This is a genomic window from Paractinoplanes pyxinae, from assembly GCF_026626335.1.
GTDB classification, from domain to species: Bacteria; Actinomycetota; Actinomycetes; order Mycobacteriales; family Micromonosporaceae; genus Actinoplanes; species Actinoplanes pyxinae.
On record NZ_JAPNTZ010000009.1, the window covers coordinates 151,516 to 172,012 of the forward strand.

Genomic DNA, 20,497 nt, shown 5'->3' on the forward strand with positions numbered 1-20,497 from the left:
TCGCCGCTTGTCGGTCGTGGTCGGCTTCTATCGCGTGTGCGTCATCGACCAGCTCTTGGCCCACTCGCCGGCCGACTATGTCCGGCGCCCGCAGATGCCGACCGACTCACCGACGCTCGGGCTCGGCCACCTGCAGTTCGAGGCCCTGATCACGACCGCACGACTGTCGGCCAACCGCAACGACAACGCGTTGATCGCGATGCTCGGCCTGCTCGGGCCTCGGATATTCGAAGCCTCCGGCGCGAATATCGCCGACCTCGGCGAGGAGCACGGCCATCGTGTCCTAAAGGTTCGCGGCAAGGGCGACAAGACGGTGCTGGTTCCGCTGCCTCCCGCGGTCGCTCGGGCCATCGAGCATGCCACCGACGGCCGGGAGCACGGGCCGATCCTGCGCAACATGCTTGGTCGGCGGATGGATCGGCACGCCGCGACCCGCCGGCTCCAGTCCCTGTCCGAGGCAGCAGGCATCCGGATGCCGCGGATGCACCCGCACATGCTGCGCACATACGTTCGTCACCACAAAGCTGGACGCGGGAGTCAGCCTCCGAGACGTGCAGATCGCCGCCCGGCACGCCGACCCCAAAACCACAATGCGCTACGACCGGGCCCGCAAGAACCTCGACCGGCACCCCAACTACGTCCTCGCCGCCTACATGGCCTCCGGCACCTGAACCTCAAGGCCTGCCAGCCCGGGCAACCCAGGCTGGCAGGCCTCGTCTGGTCACCGATTACTTATCGCCGGCGGACGAACGTCCGCTTCATCGACGGGATCGCGCATATACGCGGACATGCCGATGAGCGTGCGTCAGGGCCAGGTGTCAGCCACGGCTCGGCGGCGGCGATCCCTTTGCGGTCTCATCTCGATTTCGACGAGAACGCCTCAGCGATCATTCGATGTCCCTGGTCTTCGAACGGCTCGTCGCCGACTCGGTAGGCCCACGCTGTAGTGCCGATCGCCTCGCGGACTCGATTGCGGTACCACGCGGCTTTCTCGCGGGGATCGGTGCCGTACCCGTCGAGAAAGGCTGCCTCGAGCTTCGGGTCGCGGCGGAAGTCTTGGGCGGCCAGCCGGGCAAAGTCCGTGAATGCGGGACGCATCGCCGCACGGCCGAAGTCGATGACGCTCACGACGTCGTCGCAACTGAGCCAGTTCCGCGGCTGCCAATCCCCGTGGGTGGGTACGAGGGTCGCAGGCGGCGTCGGCCATGCGGCGATCTCGGCTTGTAGTCGCTGCACGGTGGTCGCGGCGATCCGGTGTGGTTGGCCCAGCCAGCCCAGTGACTTCTCGTTCTCACGCCTTTCGTAGTCATCATCGGTGACGACAGTCTGGGCGTGTAGCAAGGCCAGCAGGTCGCCTGCTTGCCGATAGGTGGAGGGTTCGTCTGCGTGCGCGCTGCCGAGCACCAGGTCACCGGGCAGGTAGCGGGTGACGAGGAGCTTCGCGTCCGCGCTGGCATGCACCAAAGTCGGTGCGCGGCCCCTGCTGGTCCATGGCTCCAACCAGTGGTGATGGGCGTGAAGCTCCCGCTGGAGGTGATGGTCATCCTCGCCGCCGGCTTTGACGATGAATCGTGACCCGGCGTGGGTCACTTCGAGGACAGTGGTTGACACCAGGCCCCAGCTGTGATTCTTCTCGACGATCGCGGACGGAAGCCACTGGTCCACTAGTGCCTGCTGTTGCGGAGAGAGGTCGTCGAACGCAGAAGTCACAGCGGGATCATATGAGGTGTACGACCGGGCCCGGCCGAACTGTAGTCGACGACCGCTCCTTGGACACCCGCTCATGGCCGCAGGACGTGCGCGGGGTCTGGGTAGTGGAACCTGTGGTCGCCAACGGCCTTGGCCGGTGCGTCGAGGACGCATTTGAACGCGTGGTGGTCGATGATGGAGGGTATGTCGTTGCCGGGTCTGGACCCTGATGAGTATCCGCCGATCGATCCGAACGAGCCTGTGCCGGACGACGCCGGCGAATTGCTGCCGGATACTCCGGATGAGCTGCCGGACGCTCCGGTCGAGCCGCTGCCGGACGATGGTGAAGAGGGCGGCGTGCGGGAACCGACGTAGTAGGGAGACATCCGGATCTGCCGCCGATCGTGCGCGTTCGTGAGTCCGCAATCACCTGCCGTGTCGCCTCGCGTACCACTACAACCGCATCTGGACCCAACAGAAGCTGTGGGACTACGTGAACTCCCAGCTGGGCTAGCCGAGACACGAGTATTTGAGGCGTTGGGCCGAGCGGCATGGATGGCGGGGCCCAGCGTCGTCGGCGTTCGCGGCGATGGTCGGAGCGGGCGGTTGAAGCCCGGGCAGCCGTTTACCGATCCGCCGATCAGGCGAAACGCCGAGTCATGAGCCCTCGAGAGCTGCGGAGTTCGATGCCGTTCTTGTGCCGGCCGTGGATCCTGGTGGTGTTCGCCTTGGTGGTGGCGATACAGGTCTGGGCCATGGTGGGAAACGTCATCGACCAGGACTGGTTTCTGGCCGTGTGCTTCGGCGTCACGTCCCTCGCCTTCGTCAGCCTGATCGGCCTTCTGCTACGACTTCGTAGGCAAAGTGTCGGCTCGCGGTGGTCCTGAGCTCACGGTCGTCGCGCGGAAGCAACCGGTCTCCTCCCGGTCCGTCCATTGCTCTCGCCCTCTGTCGTGACGGTTGATGCGGGACGCTGCGGAGCCGGTCGGGAATGTACACACTCTTGGGCAATCCTAGATCTGGCTGGCCATCGCGATACCCGGCACGGCCGCGATCGCGATGATCATCGTCGCGGTGGTCTTCCGATACGTCTCTTGGTTCGCGGTAGTCGCTGCTGCTGCCTTTCTCATCGTCGCGTTCGCGCGCAGGCCTAATGCCGTGCTCGGCGACGACCTCGGGCTGCTCGTCCGGGCACGCGGACGCTGGAGGCGTTCCTACGCCTAAAGCGAGATCGAGCGCATGGGTTGGCGGGATGCCGGAATATGGGGAAGTACGCTGCAGGTCTGTCCCCGAGGCGGTCCTTACGACGTGCCCGGCCCCAACTCGTCCGTCGACGTAGGTCGTATCTGGCGGCCGAGACGCAGAGATCGTGCTGACCCTATGCCTGAACTACTGCGACGTCACGACATCAAGACATTGCTCGAGCGCTGAGGTCGTCCTGTCAGCCCTTACCTCAGCCGGTTACTTGACCCGGCTCACCCACTTCGCGCAGGGCCCGCGCCGCGGTACGGCTGCGCCTGGTGCTCCGCATGGACGATGGCCCCACGATGGCCCAGAAAGCCACGGCGAGCCACCACCACGGACCATTGAGAAAGACGTTCAGCACCGCCACAGCGAGCAGCAGACCGAACACCGCGATCTCCACTGCCGGCGTCAGCTTGCGGCTCAGCCTCTGCTCCACCAGCCGCGAGACGAAGGGATGCAGTCGCGGATCATGCGGCCATCGTCCAGCATCAGCGCTGCGCACGACCGTGATCCGCTCCTCCCGGGTGAGGACCTGGCCGTGGGCTTGGAAAATCCGTCGTTCCTGAGACCTGATGAAAAGGCCCATCCCGATCGCGAACAGCACTGCTGAAACCGTGGCACCGATGATCTGGCCCGCCGGATTATTGTCATCGTCGCGTGCCCACCAGAAGAGGAACATGACCATCCCGAAGAGCAGACCAGCGAGCACCCCGCGCGCCCACCAGGGACGCTGTAGCCACCAGTAGCTCCAGTTACGCCCTCGACGGACCCGCCCGTACTCACTGCCGTCACTCATGACGTCCCTCTTCCCGGCGGAAGCAAATCGCAATCGCCCGAGCAGCCGTCTGCGTTCGGAATGAGCTCCGTGGGGCACCGCAGCGGGCGCAGCGACGTACTCGTCGCACGGATATGGGTGCGACACCTCGTTGTCGGGCACGCCGAACGGGCGCCGATCATCCGCCATTGGCGGCATACTCATCTGCGATCCGCATGAGGCGATCTGGGCAGATATCAGTCGAACTTTCAAGGGGTGGCGGTGTTCCAGGCGTTCTGGACCCGTACGTGTCGAGCCGCCACCCACGCCGAACACGCAAAAGCTCCAGCTCGTCAGCTGCGTCGGCAGGTGCGCAGCAGCGTCGACCGATGTCGTAGTCGAACCCGTCAAGCAGGTTGGCGCCGTATTCCCAGTACTCGGTCCGGAAAGTCCGTTCATTGCCTTCGTTGGCCCATCCCCTAGCGGCGGACCAGTACATCTCGTTCGGCGGCTCGCGATGTGATGCTGATGAAGGCACGCCGTCGCTACTTCGTCGCGGGTACCTCGACAGCTAGACGGCGGCCGGGTCGCAGCGCCGTCTCACGCCGCGATGAGGAGCAGTCCCGTCCGCGCGATGGTGTGTCGTGGAACTGGCCGTACTTCGCTCCGCGAAACGTCGCGGCGAGGCAGCCACCGGCGCCCCGGCCGCCGCGGAGCGACGAGATACCGAATGGGTGTAACGGCCGGTTATGCACACCCTGTGGACAGGCCTGTGCATAAACGTCGTCATAACATTCGGCCCTGCTCGACATACGTCGGCGATATGCGTCTCCGTGAGCAGCTACCTCGACACCTTCTATGAATAGATAGTTCGATGTACTCGATGCAAGCAGGGCAGCCGGTGTAAGCGCCGTTGACATGCGCTACCCAGCCACCGGGCTCAGCGGGCACGGCATCCATTCACGTGATGCGGATTGTGCGGGACCAGGCCCTCCTCCACAGTCGTCCCGCCGCCGCGACGTTCTCCTGGCTCGTAGCGGGGTACGATACGTTCACCTCGGCGTGCTTTCTTCCCCTGTCGTTTCGGCGCGGGTCACCACGCCGCGGCGTCAGAGGCAGCACAATGCGGTCTCTGACAGCCTGCGAAGGAGCGGACATGGCTACCGGCATCGTGAAATGGTTCAACGCTGACAAGGGTTTCGGCTTCATCACTCCAGACGACGGCGGTGCCGACGTGTTTGCGCATTTCTCAGCGATCTCGGCGAGCGGCTACCGAAGCCTCAACGAGAACCAGAAGGTGGAGTTCGACATCACCCAGGGCCAGAAAGGCCCGCAGGCCGAGAACATCCACCCGCTCTGATACGACCATAGTGAATGGCGGCCTGAATGGTTCAGCAGGCCGCCATCTTGTGTTTCCCGAGGTAGTCGCGTTTCGTAAATCTTTCTGACTGACGAAGTCCCAGGCGCGTTATCCACAGCGCACGCTTGGTTGATAGCCCGGACCCCTTAGCAGGCCGCAAAGCCGCTATCCGGCGGGGCCGGAGGGAAAGATTTACGAGCCGGCAGGTCAGCGCCTCGCGTGGAAGGCTTCGACGATCGAGATGGGGATGCGCCCTCGATCCGAAACTTCATGACCGTTGTTCGCAGCCCACTCCCGGATGGCCTGATTCTGGTCACGGTTCGCGCGAGCCGGCGGGGCCGGGCGAGACGCGATGCGCCCGCTTGCTCCGGTACGGCCCACCCTGGAGGCGGCCGCCAGGTAAGGGTCGAGGGCCTTGCGGAGCTTACCGATATTCTTTTCTGACAGATCGATGGTGTAGTTGACTCCGTCGAACCCGAACTCGACAGTGCGATCGGCATCGCCACCGTCTAAGTCGTCGGTGAGTACCGTAATAACTTGCCTGGACATCGAGGTATCGCCTCCGGAAATCGGCTGGCACTATAACGAACGTTCAGTGCTGGAACGATACCCGACAAGCTGCATTCGACGCTCAGCGCGTTGACCAAGACCCACCTACGCGAGTGATGCTGCCGGCCGCCGAAGCGAGCACGTTCCACCTCGGACGGCGGGCGATTATCCGCCTCAACGGGCCATCGCTCGTCAAGAGCCTCTACCCTAGCGAAACAGCAAGCCACCGATGCACAGAGATGCGACATCTGGTACGCCGACGCACGGTCATGCCGATGAGAGTGTGCGCTCAGGAAAGCCGACTTTCTTGGTTGGATCCGTCGTACGGCGACTAGCTACGTCCTCGCCGCCTCCTCTTCCGTGGCGTGCTCGACGAGACTAATTCTTGTATGCGACGAGAAATCGGATAGGTGCGGTGGGACGTCAGGATGGACCTCGACGGGTGCTTCGAATTGCCAACGCGATCGAGGATTGCGCACATGAGAAGAATTCTTCCTGATTCTGCCAGCAGGGAAGCCGCATGGTCGCCGCCGTACGACGAAGCCGATTCTGATCTATAGTGCTTGGTGTCCAGGTACATTTCCCAGAATGCGTCAGCCCAGATATGCGCATCGCCAACAAAATCACTAAAATGATGGCCTACATGCTTTGCGAGCGCGTGGGCCGGCGCGAAGCCGTCGTTAGCCCACTTTGTATTTCGCTTATGGCGAGCCACCCAATGTTCAATCCCAGCGGCAACGTCCATGAGCCGAACCGGGGCAGAAGATTCTCCGACCCTAAGCCTATCCACGAGCGGCCTCACGGCTGGTCCATAGGTGTTCCAAATTCTTAGCCATCTGCCGAATCCTGCCGCATCGCCCAGATGGGCCAGCGAAAATAGGGGGAACTCAGTCATGGATCTTGGCGAAATGATTCCCGGTCGCTGCCACATTAAGGGCGAGTCCCATAGCTCCGCCTTACGCCCGAACGGCGGTTCCGCCACGAGGTTTACGACGCCACCCTCAGCAGATACCATCCCATCATAGGCGAGCCCCACTAGTTCTTGGATTCTAAGCAGCGGCTCACGCATCTCATAGTAGTCCCTTGGCGATTTAGACCTGCAAGAGATCTCGACTGGCGCGAAAACCACGCGTTTGTCGTCGGAGCCGGTCGCCTCCCAATGTGCAGAGAGCACCAATTGACGACCCTTGCTGAGCTTAAGGACAACGTCTTCCGGCGCACGGGCTTCGATTGTATACGATAAGTTTCGACCATCGTCGTCAGTAGTATTGCCTTCTTTCAGGGCAGAAACCCCCGCCCAGTTGGTGATTCCTGGGATCCGAACGCTAACCTCAGTCACGCCAGGTTTGGTCAATCGCCCTGGATCCAGTCCGTGCATCAGAGTTGTGGCTCGATATGTTGCGGTGGATACGCGTTGCCTAGCGCTATTGTGCGACACACTCCGTCGCACCACCCCAGTGACCACGACGCCGGAACTAAAAGTCCGTCCCACTACAGTGTGAGGTACTGCAGTCTCCTCAAAATCTCTGACAGCCTCTCGATTTTCGAGAAGTACTTCAATGCGGAAAAGACCCTCTTCCTCAACCCATTTAATGTGAGCCGGCCTGTCTTGTGTAAAGTCGTGGGGAAGTCCACCCAAATGCGAGAAATATCCGACGCTGCCCGCCCGAAACGTCTCCATGCCGACAGTGTATCTGAATAGACGGCTGAATCTCTTGTCCGCCATTCAATGGACGCATGTTTCGACATGTGCTGAGGCATGCCTTGGTAAGTTGATCGTTAGAACCGACCTACGAATACGCCCTTGCCTTCTCGGCCTAGACCGGAGATCGGGCCGCTGAACACCCTTACATCTTCTGGATCACACTGATCTGCCGCGATCCGCTTGTTCGGAGCGCGGCGGCCCGATCGGTAAACGGCGGCCGGTGCGTCGAGGGCGCTCGAACGCTTGGTGGTCGATGATGAAGGGCATGTCGATGCCGGGTCTGGACCCTGATGAGTATCCGCCGATCGATCCGAACGAGCCTGTGCCGGACGACGCCGGCGAATTGCTGCCGGATACCCCGGATGAGCTGCTGGATGCCCCGGTCGAGCCGCTGCCGGATGATGGCGAGGAGGGCGGCGTACGGGAACCGGCGTAGCAGGAGCGCATCCGGATCTGCCGCGGAGTGGTCGCTCCCTACCGAGCAGCGGCAGCTTTCAATCAGTTGATCATCTCCAGGTTCCGTGGAGATGGTGCCCGTTTCCTCACCGGCGACTGGTCAAGTTTGCAGCAGGCGTTCGATCGTCGGGCGGTGGCCGTCGAGGACCCCCACTTCCTGCTGAACGTGGCCAAGGTCTTGTCGGCGCTGTTCCTCCGCTCGGCCAGCGCACCGACACGCGGGTCGCCGCGGAAGCCGCGGTAGGCTGCGAACCCGGCCCCGGCACGGTGGGCTGCGGTCACTGCGGCAAGTACCAAACCGCCGATGTCGGCAGGGTCGGGTTCCCGCCGCATGTCACGGCCGACGACCGAGGTGCTGTCGGCCAGCCGCCACGGCAGCCCGTGCACCACGCCGGAGAGCAAATTGTAGATGCCGGGCAATTCGCCGAACGAGTTCTCGACCACGTCGCGGGCCCGGACGATGACCGGCTCCTCAGGGCCGCCGGAGATCCGGATGCCTTTGGTAAACGTTCCCGCGCGGTTGGCCACACGCTCAATCAGCGCCCGGTCGACCGTGGCGAGCAACCGGTCGCGTTCCGCTTCGACGGCTGGGCCCGGCCGGGGCATGTACGCGTTGCCAGGCACCCGCTTGGCAGCCTTTACCGACTCACCGGCGTCCAAAGCAGCAACGCCACGCCGCGGGCCAGTCGCACTCTGTAGGACCGGCCGGCGCTGAGTAGATGCAGCAGTAGGGCCGCCGACTCGACTGCACCCCGGACGGGTCCGGCATGCGCGTAGACCGATACCCGCGACTGAGGGTCGGCTAGCAGCGTGCCGAGCGCGCGGGCATGGTCGATGACGTGTACGGCCAGGCACATCTGGGCCGTACCGATCTGCTGCCACAACTGCTGTCGGGCGCCGGTGCGCGGCGAGGCCAGCAGTTCCTTATGGTCTAGGTCAGCTACCGAGCCCGGGGGTGCGGGCGTCCCCATCACGCTTCGCATAAGCGCTTGCAGGTCGGCGGCTTGCTCCTCGCAAAACCGGCTGGCCCGGGTGAGAACGCCGCTGGCGAGGTCGATCGGCATGGCCGCCTCTATAAGGTGGGAAGAAACGTCGTGGTGCACATCCTGCCCGACACCAGCGTCTGGACGCGTCCGCATTCGGTACGGGCTGAGGGTGTGTCTCATGGCCGCCGCGCAGCCAGCGGCCTCTTGCCGGAACACAGCATCGAGCGCAGAGTCGCGTGCAGCAAACTTCGAAGTCTGCGGATGCAGCCAGGCCTCGCGGCCGAGCTGGCACGATAACAGGCGATTACGGTCAGCCTCATTGGCCGAACCAGCGGCGTACGAAACTGCCGATGGAAATGCACATGATCATGTGCGTTTGCGAAGACGAGTCACGCTGGGATGATGCCCACATTTGCTGAGTCGTTGCCTGCGCTCGTTGGAGTAGCTCTCGGGGCCACTGGGGCGATGACCTCCAGCTTGTTGACCGACAGGCTCCGTTGGCGGAGGGAGCTAGCCGCACGCTGGGATCAACGACGGCTCGACGCGTACACGACCTTCGCCGCCACACTTAAAGACATCACCACGCTCGGCTTCCGGCTCACCGCAGAACTAAGACCCGGGTCCCATTCCATTCCCATCGAGCGAACGGTCGGACTGCAGGACTTGGCCGCCGCCAACGCCCGCAAGGCCAAGGATTGGGAGGCGCTCCTTTTGCTCGCCGATGAGCCCTGCGTAACGGCTGCGCGCGAGTGGCGGGACGCCGTCCGAGAGTTCGAGCGATTCTCGCGCGCGGAAACCATAGATGCACCTGCCTGGCAGGAGCGCCTGGACCGCATGAATGAAGCCCGCGACGGTTTCTATGTTGCCGCTCGCCGAAGTCTCGGTGTCCAGGGCGGCTCGGTCGAACAGTTCAAATATTTGCCTCGATCTGCGCCTTGATAGCAAGCGTGGGAACTACGCTCGCTAAGTCCGACAGGATCCGGCACAAGGATGACGGGGAGACGGCAACATTGCGCTCATCTGGCCGCCGACCGCGCTCGGTCGATCTCGGTGACTGGTGTCAGGGTGCACCCAGCAGCACTCCAGGGTCCCCGTCGAACCAGGCGTTGGCGATTGTTAGGCTGCGGATCCGCCACCGGTTGCCGTCGCGGACCAGCTGAGCGTGGTACCGGTTCATCATCAGCGCGTGGCGGGTCTGATCCGGCTGGGAGCCGAGGCCGGGAAGGTAGTGCTGGGCTTGGGCGTAGGCCCAGGCCTGCGCCGTGTCGCCGTCCACCGTAGTGCGGATGTTGCTGATCGAGTGACTGGTGTCGAGCGGGCCGACCGCGCCGACCAGTGTCGTCACCACCGACTCGCGAGGGGTCAGGGGAGGAAAGTCGTAGCCGATGCGCCGCATGGCCGGCCCCAGGTCCACGGTGGCGTCCTCAGTCAACGCGGAGGTGAGCAGGTCGGCGTCGCCCAGGTCGAGTCCTGCGGCATATCGGTACAGGGTGTCGGAGATCGCCGTGTAGTCGACGTGCTCGGGCGCGTCCAGGGATTGGCTTGGTGCAGTCATGGTCTAAGCACATCAGGCGCGGCTGGACAAGGTATTGGCAGGACGTTGATGAATGCTGTTCCGTGCAGGCCATCGCCCGGCGACCCGCGTCCTGCGCCGGGCTCAAACGATGTAGGTGTGCTGCGGTGTCACTGTTAGTTGCGGCGGCGAGCGTGCGATTTGGCATAAGTGGCAGCGCGGAGCGCGAGGACGGGGTCGGCGGACAGTTCGATGCTGGCTGTCACTGTGCCTGGGTTGAACGTCTCTGCGTCCCATGTCGTGGCGTCATCACTGGGGCTCAAGACAGATAGCCGGCCGGTGAAGATTTAGCCGTTGGCTGGGCCAGCTGACTGTCGGGTCGTTGATCGGATCGACTGGGTCGGCCAGTTGCACCTGCAGGTCGAACTGGGCCGGCCCGCGGGTCAGGCGCTCGTCGAGTTCGGTGCGCAGGTAGCCGACGGGCAGTTCGGATAGTTGCTCTTGGTGCAGCTGGTGGATATCGGCGGCCGGTTCCCACCGGTGGCGAACGGGGTGCCGATGCCTGGACGGGTCGATCCAGAAGTAGGTTTGCAAGGCGCGCTGTAGCGCACGGTGGCGTAACTGACCGGCGGAAGCGGTGTGACGGCCTCGAATGCGGCGGCGGTTTGGGGTCGCGCCGTGAGGTAGTCGCGCAGCCGGGGGATCGATCATCCCTATCAGCGGGCCGGTGTCATCGTCTCGGCTGTGAGGACAAAGTCGGCCGGCGTAGCGGCGAAGAATGCCGGCATGCTCGCGGCGATCAGGTCGGTGTGGGTGCGGTCGGGCGGCCGGAACCGGACGGTGAGGCCGCGATTTACACAGCTGGTGTCCGGCACCCGCGGGTGGCCCTCAGAGCCGGAGAAGCGGACCACGGCCGGTAACGGGTCACCTCAAAGATGAGCCGCGGTCGTCAGTAGGACAGCAGCACCCGACGGTGCGAAGATCGCCGTTTACAGCACGCCCCGGGCGTGGGCGCGACGGAACCCGGCATGGATACCGGCCTGCGCCTCCAGCGCGTCGACGACCTGGGACAGGTCGAGCCCAGCTGCGGTCGCGTCGGCAACGGTCTGAGTCATCAGATGTGATCTTCACAGTGATCAACGAGCGTCTGCCGACATCCGCCCGGCCCGGCGGTGTGTAGTACTGCCCGGGCGATCGCCGACCAACGGCAGCTCGCCATCAACAGCTCGCGGAATTCGGCACTCTCTACCGAGCAACCCGGGACGTTCTTTCGTATCGGTGACGAGGGTTGAAGTGAGTAGATCGGACTGTGCAGTGCCGACTCCGCCCAGCCCGGTCTGCTGTGCAGCTTTCGGTCAGGTTCCTACCCGCATCGGCTCAGGCCGCTGTCAATCGGCACCGTGGGCGGCATGGTTCGCGGTCAGTGCCGCTGAGACGAGCCAGAGCGTGAGGGGGTCGGATTTGGCCGGGTCGAACAGTTGCGGGACGGGGCGAGAGTGGCTGGTGATCTCGGTCAGGAAGTTGCGGCCTTTGCCGGTCCACTCGTGCCGGTGCAGCCAGGGTTCTGGATCGTCGACGGGGCCGGTGTTGGCGGCGTTGACGAAGACCCGCGCGACAGCGATGTCGCCGGGATCGTCGAGGGCGACGTCGGACATGCGGGGTGGCCGGTTGAGGTATTCGCCGGCGAACCGGCTGCCGGGCGCGGACTGTGCGGTGATCGTGGTCAGCAGCTCATCGGCCTGCTGGGCGTTCAGATATATGAGCAGCCCTTCGGCGAGCCACACGGTGGGCGCCGTCGCCATGAAGCCACAAGCTTGAAGGGCCGATGCCCAGTCGTCGCGCAGATCGGCAGCAACGCCCACCCGCCGGGTCGAAGGTGGGTCGCCGGTGGCATCGAGGACGGCCTGTTTGAACTGCAGCACCGGTGCGGTGTCGATCTCGAAGATGGTCATCGACGGCCCGAGGGTGAACCGGTAGGCGCGGGCGTCCATTCCGGCGCCGAGGATCACCGCTTGCCGGCATCCCGCCGCCGCGGCGGCGATCAGCGCGTTGTCGTAGAACGGGGTCCGCACCGTGAAGTAGGTGCCCAAGGAGGTCCACAGCGCTGATGAGCCGTCGTCGCGGGCCGGTCCGAGCCGGGGAAGCCGGCCGCTGCCGGTGATGGCGGCACCGGCAGCGGCCTCGACGAATGCGGCGGCCTTGCTGTCGGTGAACAGCCGATCGGGGCGGCGGGTCTCCTGGGCGCGGGCGTAGGCGGTGATCAGTGCGGTGGTCTCTACCCCGTCGGGTGGTCCTGTCCACTGCATGGGCGGTCGTTTCCTTTCAGAGGTATCGAAGAATGCGACGACGTGGCTTCGTGGGCGCGACCGGCGGCCGACGCGGCACACGAAGTCCGCGTCAACGCTGTGCTCGGCGAGGGCGGCAGGCCGTGGATGGGCGTCGTGGCGTCGTTGGGGCGGGCTTCGGTCAGCCGGCGGCTGCGGGAGTGATGTTGTGGTTGAGCCGGAACGTGTTGGTCGGATCGATCCGGCTCTTGATGGCCCGCAGCCGCGGCCACGCCTGCTCGGGGTAGGCGGCCGCGATGCGTTGCGGTAGGTGATCGTCGAGGCCGTACTGGTTGATGTAGGCGCCGCCGGTCGTCCAGGACGCCAACGCGCCGACGAGTTCGTCGGCGTACCTGAGCTGGGTGACGGCCTCGTCGGGGCCGCCGACGCCGACGATCCACATCGAGAACAGCGCCTCGCGGTTACCGACCGCGTTCGCCGGATACGGCTGGCGGCTGAACGCGCCGCCCAGGTGCCGCAGCTCGATGATCTGCACCGGCACGTCAGTGTCCGGCCCGGCGTTCTCCAGCAGCCGGTTCACCGTCTCCGCGGTGAACTCCGCCAGCATCGCCGAGCGTTCGACGAACGGCATCGGCTCGACCGGGTCGGCGTGGATCGTGTCGAACGCCGAATAGGGAATCTCCTGCACGGTATCCAGAAACAGCGGCGCCGCGCGGCGTAACGGCTCGATCGTCTGCTGGGCGCGCAGCAGATCGACGGAGGCGATCCGTACGTGCACGACGAACCGTCCCCGCACCGGCTCGGGCACGCTCGGCAGCGGCGGCAGCCGCAGCAACGCCACCGAACTGGTGCAGCTCTCCGGTGCGGTCGTGGCCCACGCCGCGTACGCCTGCAGGACGGCCGCCGCGTGGGCGCCGTCAAAGAACAGGCCACCCGCGTACAGGATTTCCTGCGGGAACAGTCGGAAGGTCAGGGCGGTGACCACCCCGAAGTTGCTGGTACCGCCCCGAACAGCCCAGAACAGATCCGGGTCGGACTCGGCTGTCACCATCCGCAGCCGCCCGTCCGCAGTGACCAGGTCCAGTGACTCGACGTGGTCGGCGGCCCACCCGTAGCGCCGGCCCATGGTCGGGCTGATCCCGCCGCCCAGCGTGTAGCCCACCACGCCGACCAGCGGCGACGACCCGTTCAGCGGCGCCAGACCGTGCCGTGCAGCCTCGGCCACGACCTGCGCCCACCGCACTCCCGCCCCGACAGTCGCGGTGCGCGCCGCGGCGTCGATGACCACCTCATCCATCCGATGAGTCGTGATCAGCACCGCGTCCTCAATCGGCACGACGGCATGATGGCCGGTGGCCAGCACCGCAACCGGCAGCCCTCGATCGGCGGCGAAACGCACGGCCACCTGCACATCAGCGGCACTCGCCGCGCCGACCACCACACGCGGCCGATGCTGCACAGCGAGGTTGTAGACAGCACACTCCGCCGCATACGACGGATCATGCGGCAGGAGCACCGGCCCGGTGACAGCGCCGGCCAAGGCATCCAGGTCCGCGTCGCCAATAGTGCGGCTTGCAGGCAATGAGGTTGAAGACACGGTCAGTCGCTTCCAAACTGGGCACCGCTCGTCGCTCTGCCCCGTCGGCCAAGAATGGACACGACCAGATAACCGTCCCCGGGTTGATGGATTGTCAGTACCAGATCAGCAAGGACGGCCAGGGACGGAAGGTGCGAGATGCACCGGCCGCCGACGAGGTTCGGGTATTCAGCTCAACCCAATCCGAACCCCGCGGCCGTACCCGACGACCAGCAAAGCAGTCGGCGTCAATGTGCCTCCAGCGGGACGACTTACCGCAGGCGGCATCCTCTTGACGTCCCCGCGCTTTGCGGGAACGGCTTCACCGGATGATGCTGAAAGGGCCGTGGCGGGCAACGCGGGTGGTGACGCGATCGATCGAAGGCTCGGAATCGAGCGCGCTCAAGACGTCGTTACCTGCCCGGTTGTTTCGGATCACGCCGAAACAACCGGGCATCAGGCGTACGGCGGCCTGAGCAAGCACGGCCGGCTGTGTCCGCAACGGGCACATGAGGTCCTCGAGGGACGTGCGATTGTTCCGGTCACTTATTCAGCACAGTGACTGAAATGCGATGTAATCTGGTCTCCTCGAGCGCTGCCGTGTTCCCGGGGACGGCTCGGCGGTTGAGTTCCCGCTCATGGTGCTGCCTGGACGGGGGTCAGCGGAGGTGCAGCTTTCCGAGTTCGGCAACGTACCACGCTCCGATCTCGCGGCCGGTGTCTGCATATTTGCTGTCCCAGCTGCGCACCCATTCGGTGACGACCGCTAGCCAGGTGTTGGGGATGGCACCGGCCTGAATCATGCGTTTGATGGCGATGTCATGCGCCACGGGGCTCATGCCGCCGACCGCGTCGGCGGCGAACATGGTGCGGTAGCCGTCGGCTTGAGCGTTGACAACGGGATAGGCAAGGCAGATCTCGGTGTAGAGGGCAGCGAAGACGAGGTTGTGTCGACCGGTCTGCTTGATCACGCGGTGGACTGCCGGGTCTTCCCAGGTGTTCATGGTCATGCGGTCGTATTCCACCAGGTCGGGAACCTCCTGGCGCAGGGAGGCGATGGTGGGGTGGTTGACGCCGGCTTTGACTCCGACGGTAGTCAGGACGGTCGGCACGTTCAGCAGGCGGGCGCTGCGGGCCAGCGCGCGGACGTTCAGCTCGAGGAGTTTGGTGTCCATCGAGGTCACCGTGGACAGCATTTCGGGCTGATAGTCGATGAGGACCAGGGCGGAGTTCTCAGGGCTGAACAGCGGGTTGCTCCTGCTGCGGGTGCCGGCAGGTTCGGTGGCGTGCGCAGGCGCAGCGGTCGTGGCCGCGGTGATCCCGGCGGCTCCAGCAGCTTGCAGCGCATGGCGGCGAGTCAGCTTAGACATCGAAGATGCTCCTTGTTACAGCGGCGGCTCCATGTCTAACCGAACGTAAAACTACTTGCAGCGCGTAGCAAGTAGTTCTGGTCCTGAGTGATACTGAAGACATGCAGCCGCTGAACTCTCTAGAGGAGGAGCTGGTGCGAGCCTGGTTCCGGCTCGCCATCACGCTTCCTCGGTCGCTCGACGCTGATCTGCAGGCCGGCCAAGGGGTGTCGTTACGCGAATACGGGGCGTTGATGCATCTGTCGGAGGCGCCGGAACGCCGGCTGCGTATCGGTGATCTCGCGGCGCTGTGCGACATGTCGCTCAGCGGCATGACCCGCATGATCGACAATCTGGTCCGCGCGGGACTCATCGCCAGGGTTCAGTCCGACAACGACGGCCGCGGGGCGGACGCCGTGTTGACGGAGAAGGGCCTTGAGCGGCTCCGGGACGCCTATCCGGTCCACTTGGCCGGCGTGCGATCGCGGCTTGTGGAGCCGCTACATGGCATGGACCTGCCTCAGCTCGTGGAGGCGATGCAGGCCTGTGTGACGGCAAGCGCGCCAGCGAAGAACCGCCGCGCGCCTTAAAGTAGACCGCTCAAAACCGACTGCGATGAGATCGATACAGCTGATCTCTGGGGTCACATATCTCGTGCCTGGAAATCAGCCCGGTCTCCTCGCCAGTGCCCGGCCCTGGACGGTCGACAACGGCGGGGTGTCCTGGGTCGACGGTAGTGTGCTCGGGTCGCCGACAGTCAGCGGTCGGCTGTTGCGAAGAATAAGCGCGGCGGCGATGGCGCGAACGCGGAACAGGCGTCCAGCGATGATGGTGGGCGGGTGCAGGCCAGCGTTGATCGTTTGGATATTCGCCTGGTGAGGTTCTCACTTCGGCGATCCTCCCCGCGGACGATCGCGGACTTCTTCATGGGCATGTCACCCCCAGGCGCTGCCGGCCTCAGCCCGTCATGGAGTCGTCGTGGGCGACCGTGCTGAGGCGGGCCTTCTGCGCTTATGAGAGATAACCCGGTTCATTCTCCACGACCTTCGCTGGCCGGTCGGCAGCGATCGTTGCGTCTGTGTCCTGCCGGTCGCTTGACTCTCCCCCCGAGGGAGAGTTCACAGTAAATCGCGTGCCTATCGCAGGGATTCGGTCAGCTCCGCCGTGGAACCTTCAGCGGTGAGTGCAATGGATGCCGAAGATGACTCTGTCATCGCTCAATAGTGCGTAGCAGCAGCGCCTGTCGGGCGGCTTGCTCGCCGTCATCTGCTGCCAAATACCTACTGGAGGATCCTCATGACTAGAAACGTCAACGCTATTACCTTCGACTGTGCCGACCCGGTCACCGTCGCCTCGTTCTGGGCCGCGGCGCTGGAGACCACCGTCGATCCGAGCGACCAGACCGAGATCCTCACGATCGGTATGGGCACGCTTACGCCGTTCTGGGTGTTCCAAAAGGTCGACGAGCGCAGCGCCGGCAAGAACCGGGTGCACGCCGACATCTTCGTGGCCGACCTCGACGGCGAGACCGAGCGGTTGCTCGGAGTCGGGGCAACGCTCGTGGAGAAGTTCGACTTCGGGGTCCTGAAGTTCAACAAGCTCACCGATCCCGAGGGCAACCAATTCGACCTCGCCAACGAGCACTGACGTCGGCCAAGGGTGATCACCATAGCCACAAAACGCATGCCCTCGCCCTCGGCATGCGCCGCCGCGGAGAAGCTTGCAGCGTTTCGAGGTCGCCACATTCGGCCTTGGGGCGAATGCTCCGACTTTCCCGGCGCGACCGTTGTGACGATGAGCGAGCTCCCATCGTAGGTGTTCGAGCAGCTTGACCAGCTCCGTTCCGGGACTTGATCGGTGTCAGATCGCCTTCGCCGCGAACCGGGCCCGGTCCAGCGACAGACCGTCTCATTGAGCTCGGTCTGATTGTCGGCGCACCTATCGCTGGGAACAGCATCCATTCGAGCACGTTGACCGGCCTCGAAGACACCAGGTTCGACGTCGCCAACGTGCGAACAGACGTAGAGAGGCCCACTCATGAGCACTCCAGAACAAGGCGGCCGAGGGCCGTCGTCTGGCAGCGGCGCCCACGCTGAGACGGCGGCGTTCGTCGCCTCGCTGCAAGCACCTGACGGCGCCTTCGCGTGGAGGCCGGGCCTGGCCCCCGATCTCGGAGCGACGTCCACCGCGCTGCGGGTGTTCTCCGAATGTGCGGTGCCCGTACCCGACCGGGCCGCCGTCGAGCGGTACGTCGAGTCGTGTTACCAGGGCGACTCCAACGGGTTCACGCTCACCCCCGGCGGGGACAGCAGTCTGCACGCGATCGCCGAAGGGCATGTCGCGCTGGTCATGCTCGGCCATACCGAGCCGCACTGGACCAAGAATCTGAGCCAGCTTGTCAAGCCGCTGGTGCACGATCTCATGGACGTGTGGATCGCCAGCGCCTTCCTCAACACCGCCGGGGTGCGCTCATCCGACGCCGCTCGATGGGAAGCCATGGTGTTGGGCGCCCGGAACCCCGACGGCACATGGGGAGCCGGACAGGACCGTGCCGTCCAGACGGCGATGCATGCCTCATCCCTGCTGCTGCTCGGCGTTCCCCTGCCCGAACCCGCCATGGTGCGGCAGACGATCATCGGCGCGCAAACCGCCGAGGGTGGCTGGGGCGATGGTGACAGTGACGGCAAGGCGACCCTCGCGGCGACCTATCGGATCGCGCGGGTGGTCCGCGCGCTCTCCCTGCCCGTCGACACGACTGCCGCGACGGCGTTCGTCGAGAGCTGCCGGAAGACCGACGGCAGCTACACCGGCCAGCCGGATGCCGGCAGCACCGGCGGCGATCTGGTGAACACCTACCTGGCTCTCACGATCGATCGGTGGCTCAACGACCCGGCCGCGCCAGGGATCAACTGAACGGTCCGTCATCGCCGCCTATCGACTCGGCGGGCTTGCCGGCCGTCTCTGTCGACGTCGTCGGGATCATCACGGCGCTCAGGGTCGCCGGCTCGACACCGTCCGTGGCTGCGTAACTCCAACTGCCCGCATCCCTGGGACAAGCAGGCCTGTGTGCACAGCATCTCCTGTTCGTCTCGGTCGATGTCTGCTCGAGCCGCGGGCTGAGGTGGATCAGGTCGCATCCGTCGTCGCCCTGCCGGTGCCCGAGACGATGGGCCACGTCACGGCCACGGCCGGCGTCAACGTTCACCTCACGCCGTCCGAATCCGCCGACTCCGGCCCGGAGTAATCACATTCAGTGAGGAAAAGAAGGATATGGCCTCGAAGCTCATCCTCGTCACCGGCGCGACAGGTCTGCAGGGCGGCGCTGTAGTCGACGCCCTGCTGGCAGACAGCGCTCCGGTTCGGGCTCTGGTCCGCAATCCGGCTTCGCCGGCGGCCCTGCAGCTGGCCGCGCGCGGCGTCGAACTCGCCCACGGCGATTTCGACGATGCTGACAGCCTTCACGCCGCGACGGCAGACGTGTGGGGCGTCTTTTCTATGCAGAACCCTTCGACCAACGATGCTCCGGAGGCGGAGCTTCGGGCCGGCCGCAACCTCATCGACGCTGCACACGCCGCCGGTGTCACCACGTTCGTCCAGACATCGGTTGCGCGCGCTGGCGACCAGCAGTCCTTTGCCGGCTGGCACGACGGCAGATGGGACGAGATCTATTGGAACGCGAAGTCCGGCGTGATTGACATGGTGCGCGCCGCCAACTTCCCGTTTTACACGATCCTGAAGCCGGCGCTCATGATGGCCAATTTCCTCCCGCCGCGATCGCAATGGATATGGCCGTCCCTGCAACGATCCATTATCGAGACAGCCGTGAAAGCCGACACGACGCTCGATCTGATCGACGCGATCGACATTGGCAGGTTCGCCGCCGCCGCCTTCGCCGATCCGCGTCGCTTCAACGGGCAGGAAATCGACCTGGCGGGCGACGCGCTGACCCCCGTCGAGATCGCCGCCATCCTCTCGGAGGCGACCGGGAAGACTGTAGCCTATGCGCACCTCACTGCCGAGGACGCGAAGGCGCAAGGCCGAATTCCGGCCGTTGTCGTCAGCGAGGAATGGAACAACGTCGAAGGCTACAGAGTCGATATGGCAAAGGTCGACTCATTCGGCATGAAACGAACGAGCTTCGCCGATTTCGCCCGCCGACATGCGGAAGACTTCCACATCAAAGGGCAATAGCGCCCAGCCTCTAGACGTCGAGCGCAGCGATAGCCGCAGATCAGGAAAAACTGCGTCAGCGCCTCGACGCTCATGACAACAGCCCAATTCGGTCACGCAGTCGTTCAGCCAAGCGAATTTCCTGCACTATAGATTAGCCAACAACTTTGATTGGGAGTACGTCGATGTCACTCAAGCCGCACGCTGTCACCTTCGACACTGCCGACCCGGAAGCCCTTGCCACGTTTTGGGCCGCTGCCTTGGGCCTGGAGGCCAACTCGAGCGAGTTCCCGGGTTTCGCCACGATCGGCACCCCAGGAACTTTCCCGTTCTACGTCTTTCAAAAGCTGGATGATCTCGGTGGAGGTCCCAACCGGTTCCATATCGACTTTGCCGCCGGTGACCGTCTGGACGAGGAGACCGAGCGCCTTGTCGGCCTAGGCGCCACCGTCATCGCGGAGGTCGCCGAGAACGGAATCCGCTTCAACACCCTTGCCGATCCTGATGGCAACAAGTTCGACGTCAGCAACGAATAAGGTGATCCTTCCGGGGGAAGCCGGAGACATGCTGCCCCGGACGGGATGAACCTGGCGTGCTGCCGTCGAACTTGCGATGGCGCTGGCTACGCCGGCACTGCCGCCCGCCGGATCCTCTAGGGCTCGCTAGTTCACAGCGCAGCAATGCAGGTGTACCCCGTCATCCATGGTCTCCAAGTTCTCGGCGCAACCCCCGACATCGAAAACGCCACACTGCTCCTCATACTACCGCGGCAGGGGCGTACAGTCGCGACTCCTGACTGCGGAAGACCCGGTCATTATTACTGTGCTTTAACCTCGAAAAGTTGCGATGGCTCTCGAGAC

25 protein-coding genes and 1 pseudogene are annotated in these 20,497 nt (G+C 64.5%); 12 read left to right on the plus strand and 14 right to left on the minus strand.

Features of this window, described 5'->3' with window-relative positions; genetic code table 11:
• Positions 1 to 106: 106 nt before the first annotated feature.
• Positions 107 to 277: a hypothetical protein gene (locus OWR29_RS25795; protein ID WP_267565807.1), complete on the minus strand. Its 171-nt coding sequence runs from the start codon at positions 275 to 277 to the stop codon at positions 107 to 109.
• Here OWR29_RS25795 and OWR29_RS48145 point away from each other — a divergent pair.
• Positions 194 to 451, plus strand: a pseudogene (locus OWR29_RS48145) (site-specific integrase); the annotation flags it as partial. The gene OWR29_RS25795 and the pseudogene OWR29_RS48145 sit on opposite strands and share 84 nt — an antisense overlap.
• Before the next feature lie 404 nt (positions 452 to 855).
• Here the strand turns inward: OWR29_RS48145 and OWR29_RS25800 are convergent.
• Positions 856 to 1,710 (minus strand): phosphotransferase family protein, encoded by an 855-nt coding sequence (locus OWR29_RS25800; RefSeq protein WP_267565808.1) that lies wholly within the window; start codon positions 1,708 to 1,710, stop codon positions 856 to 858.
• A gap of 153 nt (positions 1,711 to 1,863) precedes the next feature.
• On the opposite strand from OWR29_RS25800, the gene OWR29_RS25805 reads away from it, so the two are divergent.
• Together OWR29_RS25805 and OWR29_RS25810 are read left to right on the plus strand one after the other, a co-directional pair.
• Positions 1,864 to 2,064, plus strand: a complete 201-nt coding sequence (locus OWR29_RS25805) for a hypothetical protein (protein ID WP_267565809.1) — start codon at positions 1,864 to 1,866, stop codon at positions 2,062 to 2,064.
• 311 nt (positions 2,065 to 2,375) lie between these two features.
• A complete protein-coding gene (locus OWR29_RS25810) occupies positions 2,376 to 2,576 on the plus strand; it encodes a hypothetical protein (RefSeq protein ID WP_267565810.1) in 201 nt (66 codons plus the stop codon).
• Between the two features lie 566 nt (positions 2,577 to 3,142).
• Here the strand turns inward: OWR29_RS25810 and OWR29_RS25815 are convergent.
• Positions 3,143 to 3,730: a hypothetical protein gene (locus OWR29_RS25815; RefSeq protein WP_267565811.1), complete on the minus strand. Its 588-nt coding sequence runs from the start codon at positions 3,728 to 3,730 to the stop codon at positions 3,143 to 3,145.
• Positions 3,731 to 4,844: 1,114 nt separating this feature from the next.
• Here OWR29_RS25815 and cspE point away from each other — a divergent pair.
• Positions 4,845 to 5,048 carry a transcription antiterminator/RNA stability regulator CspE gene (gene cspE, locus OWR29_RS25820; RefSeq protein WP_267565812.1) on the plus strand — a complete coding sequence of 68 codons (204 nt, stop codon included), beginning with the start codon at positions 4,845 to 4,847 and terminating at the stop codon, positions 5,046 to 5,048.
• Positions 5,049 to 5,255: 207 nt separating this feature from the next.
• Here cspE and OWR29_RS25825 read toward each other — a convergent pair whose 3' ends face one another.
• Positions 5,256 to 5,597, minus strand: a complete 342-nt coding sequence (locus OWR29_RS25825; RefSeq protein WP_267565813.1) for a histone-like nucleoid-structuring protein Lsr2 — start codon at positions 5,595 to 5,597, stop codon at positions 5,256 to 5,258.
• 331 nt (positions 5,598 to 5,928) lie between these two features.
• Positions 5,929 to 7,323, minus strand: a complete 1,395-nt coding sequence (locus tag OWR29_RS48150; RefSeq protein WP_369077356.1) for an ApeA N-terminal domain 1-containing protein — start codon at positions 7,321 to 7,323, stop codon at positions 5,929 to 5,931.
• Positions 7,324 to 7,555: 232 nt separating this feature from the next.
• Here OWR29_RS48150 and OWR29_RS25830 point away from each other — a divergent pair, with 232 nt between their 5' ends.
• Positions 7,556 to 7,738 (plus strand): hypothetical protein, encoded by a 183-nt coding sequence (locus tag OWR29_RS25830; protein ID WP_267565814.1) that lies wholly within the window; start codon positions 7,556 to 7,558, stop codon positions 7,736 to 7,738.
• Between the two features lie 62 nt (positions 7,739 to 7,800).
• Here the strand turns inward: OWR29_RS25830 and OWR29_RS25835 are convergent, their stop codons facing one another.
• Both OWR29_RS25835 and OWR29_RS25840 read right to left on the minus strand, forming a co-directional pair.
• On the minus strand, positions 7,801 to 8,418 hold the full coding sequence (locus tag OWR29_RS25835; RefSeq protein WP_267565815.1) for a hypothetical protein: 618 nt from the start codon (positions 8,416 to 8,418) through the stop codon (positions 7,801 to 7,803).
• Entirely contained in the window at positions 8,397 to 8,822 is a 426-nt protein-coding gene (locus OWR29_RS25840; RefSeq protein ID WP_267565816.1) for a hypothetical protein, read from the minus strand. The genes OWR29_RS25835 and OWR29_RS25840 overlap by 22 nt, the downstream gene beginning before the upstream one ends.
• Before the next feature lie 387 nt (positions 8,823 to 9,209).
• Here OWR29_RS25840 and OWR29_RS25845 point away from each other — a divergent pair, with 387 nt between their 5' ends.
• The gene (locus OWR29_RS25845) at positions 9,210 to 9,683 is read left to right on the plus strand and encodes a hypothetical protein (RefSeq protein WP_267565817.1); all 474 of its coding nucleotides are present in this window, start codon (positions 9,210 to 9,212) and stop codon (positions 9,681 to 9,683) included.
• A gap of 121 nt (positions 9,684 to 9,804) precedes the next feature.
• Here the strand turns inward: OWR29_RS25845 and OWR29_RS25850 are convergent, their stop codons facing one another.
• From OWR29_RS25850 to OWR29_RS25880, 7 genes are all read right to left on the minus strand, one after another.
• Complete coding sequence (locus OWR29_RS25850; protein ID WP_267565818.1) at positions 9,805 to 10,299, minus strand: nuclear transport factor 2 family protein; 495 nt, start codon at positions 10,297 to 10,299, stop codon at positions 9,805 to 9,807.
• A 267-nt stretch (positions 10,300 to 10,566) separates the two neighbouring features.
• The gene (locus OWR29_RS25855; protein ID WP_267565819.1) at positions 10,567 to 10,968 is read right to left on the minus strand and encodes a catalase family protein; all 402 of its coding nucleotides are present in this window, start codon (positions 10,966 to 10,968) and stop codon (positions 10,567 to 10,569) included.
• Positions 10,969 to 10,973: 5 nt separating this feature from the next.
• Positions 10,974 to 11,168: a hypothetical protein gene (locus OWR29_RS25860; RefSeq protein ID WP_267565820.1), complete on the minus strand. Its 195-nt coding sequence runs from the start codon at positions 11,166 to 11,168 to the stop codon at positions 10,974 to 10,976.
• A gap of 78 nt (positions 11,169 to 11,246) precedes the next feature.
• Positions 11,247 to 11,372, minus strand: coding sequence for a hypothetical protein (locus tag OWR29_RS25865; RefSeq protein ID WP_267565821.1), 126 nt, complete (start codon positions 11,370 to 11,372; stop codon positions 11,247 to 11,249).
• Positions 11,373 to 11,645: 273 nt separating this feature from the next.
• The gene (locus tag OWR29_RS25870; RefSeq protein WP_267565822.1) at positions 11,646 to 12,563 is read right to left on the minus strand and encodes an SAM-dependent methyltransferase; all 918 of its coding nucleotides are present in this window, start codon (positions 12,561 to 12,563) and stop codon (positions 11,646 to 11,648) included.
• A gap of 160 nt (positions 12,564 to 12,723) precedes the next feature.
• Entirely contained in the window at positions 12,724 to 14,001 is a 1,278-nt protein-coding gene (locus OWR29_RS25875) for an FAD-binding oxidoreductase (RefSeq protein WP_267565823.1), read from the minus strand.
• Positions 14,002 to 14,777: 776 nt separating this feature from the next.
• Positions 14,778 to 15,488 (minus strand): isochorismatase family protein, encoded by a 711-nt coding sequence (locus OWR29_RS25880; protein ID WP_267565824.1) that lies wholly within the window; start codon positions 15,486 to 15,488, stop codon positions 14,778 to 14,780.
• A 101-nt stretch (positions 15,489 to 15,589) separates the two neighbouring features.
• On the opposite strand from OWR29_RS25880, the gene OWR29_RS25885 reads away from it, so the two are divergent.
• From OWR29_RS25885 to OWR29_RS25910, 6 genes are all read left to right on the plus strand, one after another.
• Positions 15,590 to 16,057: a MarR family winged helix-turn-helix transcriptional regulator gene (locus OWR29_RS25885; protein WP_267565825.1), complete on the plus strand. Its 468-nt coding sequence runs from the start codon at positions 15,590 to 15,592 to the stop codon at positions 16,055 to 16,057.
• Between the two features lie 706 nt (positions 16,058 to 16,763).
• Positions 16,764 to 17,114 carry a VOC family protein gene (locus OWR29_RS25890; RefSeq protein ID WP_267565826.1) on the plus strand — a complete coding sequence of 117 codons (351 nt, stop codon included), beginning with the start codon at positions 16,764 to 16,766 and terminating at the stop codon, positions 17,112 to 17,114.
• Between the two features lie 567 nt (positions 17,115 to 17,681).
• On the plus strand, positions 17,682 to 18,380 hold the full coding sequence (locus OWR29_RS25895; RefSeq protein WP_267565827.1) for a prenyltransferase/squalene oxidase repeat-containing protein: 699 nt from the start codon (positions 17,682 to 17,684) through the stop codon (positions 18,378 to 18,380).
• Positions 18,381 to 18,588: 208 nt separating this feature from the next.
• Entirely contained in the window at positions 18,589 to 18,711 is a 123-nt protein-coding gene (locus tag OWR29_RS25900) for a hypothetical protein (protein ID WP_267565828.1), read from the plus strand.
• 26 nt (positions 18,712 to 18,737) lie between these two features.
• On the plus strand, positions 18,738 to 19,658 hold the full coding sequence (locus OWR29_RS25905; protein ID WP_267565829.1) for an NmrA/HSCARG family protein: 921 nt from the start codon (positions 18,738 to 18,740) through the stop codon (positions 19,656 to 19,658).
• 164 nt (positions 19,659 to 19,822) lie between these two features.
• Positions 19,823 to 20,173, plus strand: a complete 351-nt coding sequence (locus OWR29_RS25910; RefSeq protein ID WP_267565830.1) for a VOC family protein — start codon at positions 19,823 to 19,825, stop codon at positions 20,171 to 20,173.
• Positions 20,174 to 20,497: the final 324 nt, after the last annotated feature.

Excerpts from the sequence above, each read along its gene's own strand:
- OWR29_RS25795 (WP_267565807.1), bottom strand. The coding sequence starts at position 277 with ATGGCCGTGCTCCTCGCCGAGGTCGGCGATATTCGCGCCGGAGGCTTC.
- OWR29_RS25810 (WP_267565810.1), top strand. The coding sequence starts at position 2,376 with ATGCCGTTCTTGTGCCGGCCGTGGATCCTGGTGGTGTTCGCCTTGGTG.
- OWR29_RS25815 (WP_267565811.1), bottom strand. The coding sequence starts at position 3,730 with ATGAGTGACGGCAGTGAGTACGGGCGGGTCCGTCGAGGGCGTAACTGG.
- cspE (WP_267565812.1), top strand. The coding sequence starts at position 4,845 with ATGGCTACCGGCATCGTGAAATGGTTCAACGCTGACAAGGGTTTCGGC.
- OWR29_RS25825 (WP_267565813.1), bottom strand. The coding sequence starts at position 5,597 with ATGTCCAGGCAAGTTATTACGGTACTCACCGACGACTTAGACGGTGGC.
- OWR29_RS48150 (WP_369077356.1), bottom strand. The coding sequence starts at position 7,323 with ATGGCGGACAAGAGATTCAGCCGTCTATTCAGATACACTGTCGGCATG.
- OWR29_RS25830 (WP_267565814.1), top strand. The coding sequence starts at position 7,556 with ATGATGAAGGGCATGTCGATGCCGGGTCTGGACCCTGATGAGTATCCG.
- OWR29_RS25840 (WP_267565816.1), bottom strand. The coding sequence starts at position 8,822 with ATGCCGATCGACCTCGCCAGCGGCGTTCTCACCCGGGCCAGCCGGTTT.
- OWR29_RS25845 (WP_267565817.1), top strand. The coding sequence starts at position 9,210 with ATGACCTCCAGCTTGTTGACCGACAGGCTCCGTTGGCGGAGGGAGCTA.
- OWR29_RS25850 (WP_267565818.1), bottom strand. The coding sequence starts at position 10,299 with ATGACTGCACCAAGCCAATCCCTGGACGCGCCCGAGCACGTCGACTAC.
- OWR29_RS25855 (WP_267565819.1), bottom strand. The coding sequence starts at position 10,968 with ATGATCGATCCCCCGGCTGCGCGACTACCTCACGGCGCGACCCCAAAC.
- OWR29_RS25865 (WP_267565821.1), bottom strand. The coding sequence starts at position 11,372 with ATGACTCAGACCGTTGCCGACGCGACCGCAGCTGGGCTCGACCTGTCC.
- OWR29_RS25870 (WP_267565822.1), bottom strand. The coding sequence starts at position 12,563 with ATGCAGTGGACAGGACCACCCGACGGGGTAGAGACCACCGCACTGATC.
- OWR29_RS25880 (WP_267565824.1), bottom strand. The coding sequence starts at position 15,488 with ATGTCTAAGCTGACTCGCCGCCATGCGCTGCAAGCTGCTGGAGCCGCC.
- OWR29_RS25885 (WP_267565825.1), top strand. The coding sequence starts at position 15,590 with ATGCAGCCGCTGAACTCTCTAGAGGAGGAGCTGGTGCGAGCCTGGTTC.
- OWR29_RS25890 (WP_267565826.1), top strand. The coding sequence starts at position 16,764 with ATGACTAGAAACGTCAACGCTATTACCTTCGACTGTGCCGACCCGGTC.
- OWR29_RS25905 (WP_267565829.1), top strand. The coding sequence starts at position 18,738 with ATGGCCTCGAAGCTCATCCTCGTCACCGGCGCGACAGGTCTGCAGGGC.
- OWR29_RS25910 (WP_267565830.1), top strand. The coding sequence starts at position 19,823 with ATGTCACTCAAGCCGCACGCTGTCACCTTCGACACTGCCGACCCGGAA.